This window comes from Alcanivorax sp. HI0083 (assembly GCF_001635175.1).
This window is the reverse complement of record NZ_LWFX01001312.1, coordinates 1-1,206: the sequence shown is the minus strand read 5'-3', so window position 1 is coordinate 1,206 and position 1,206 is coordinate 1. Positions and strand designations below refer to the sequence as shown.

2 protein-coding genes are annotated in these 1,206 nt (G+C 58.7%); both read right to left on the bottom strand.

What is annotated here, in order from left to right; translation table 11 throughout:
• On the bottom strand, nt 1–544 hold a 544-nt coding region (aroC, locus tag A3754_RS19600; protein ID WP_063521043.1), incomplete at its 3' end, for a chorismate synthase.
• 95 nt (nt 545–639) lie between these two features.
• Nucleotides 640–1,206, bottom strand: a 567-nt coding sequence (gene prmB, locus A3754_RS19595; RefSeq protein ID WP_063521042.1) for a 50S ribosomal protein L3 N(5)-glutamine methyltransferase, incomplete at its 5' end; no start/stop codon positions are given.

The following is a 1,206-nucleotide window of genomic DNA, read 5'->3' as shown; positions in this document are numbered from 1 at the left end:
CCGGGAAGAAGAACGGATTGTTGTTCACCGCCGACCAGTCACAGGACTCGGCCTTCACATCACCAATCCGGGTGCAGCCACCATAGATACGAATGCCCAGGCGCTGCTCCAGGAATTTGCGGGCAATGGCGCCGCCGGCCACGCGCATGGCCGTTTCCCGGGCAGAGGAACGTCCGCCGCCGCGATAATCACGGAAACCGTATTTCTGGGTGTAGGTGTAATCCGCATGGCCAGGCCGGAACGTGCCGGCGATGTTGGAGTAATCCTTGGATTTCTGGTCGGTATTCTCAATCAGCAAGCCAATGGACGTGCCGGTGGTCTTGCCTTCGAACACCCCGGAGAGGATTTTTACCTGATCCGGCTCGCGCCGCTGGGTGGTATAACGGCTGGTACCCGGCTTACGGCGGTCCAGCTCAACCTGCAGGTCCGCTTCACTGATTTCCAGGCCTGGGGGGCAACCGTCCACGATAGCGCCCAGGGCGGGGCCATGACTTTCACCGAAGGTGGTAATGCGAAAACGCTCACCGAAACTGTTACCGGACATGCTGCCCCTCTTAAAAAATTATTGAAATCAATGCTCTGCCACGAAAACCCGTTAAATCGCTTTAAGCTGACAAGGTGCTCTTCAGCAAGGCTGCCTCAATGAGCCAGCAGGTCATCACGGTATTCTAGCAGCTGTGCGCGGGTAAGCATGAACACCCCATGCCCGCCGCGCTCGAATTCGAACCAGAAAAACGGCACCTGGGGCCAAGCCGCCAGCATGGCCTCCCAACTGTTGCCCACTTCCACAATCAGCACACCGTCTTCAGTGAGCCGATCCGGTGCATCCAGTAACAGCTGGCGCGTGAAGTCGAGACCGTCATCTCCAGACGCCAGCGCCAGCTCCGGCTCATGGCGGTACTCATCTGGCAGATTCGCCATATCCTGGGCATCCACATAGGGCGGGTTGGAGACAATCAGGTCATAGGGGCCATCCACCGCGGCCAGCCCATCGGATTGTAGCGCCCGCACCTGTTCGCCAAGCCCATGACGCTGGATGTTTTCCTCACACACGGCCAGGGCCTCGGCACTGATATCACTGCCATCCACCTGCGCATGCTCAAACGCGTAGGCACAGGCAATCGCGATACAGCCACTACCGGTGCATAAATCCAGCACCCGATGCACTCGCTCAGGATCGACCCAGGGCGTAAAGGACTGCTCAAT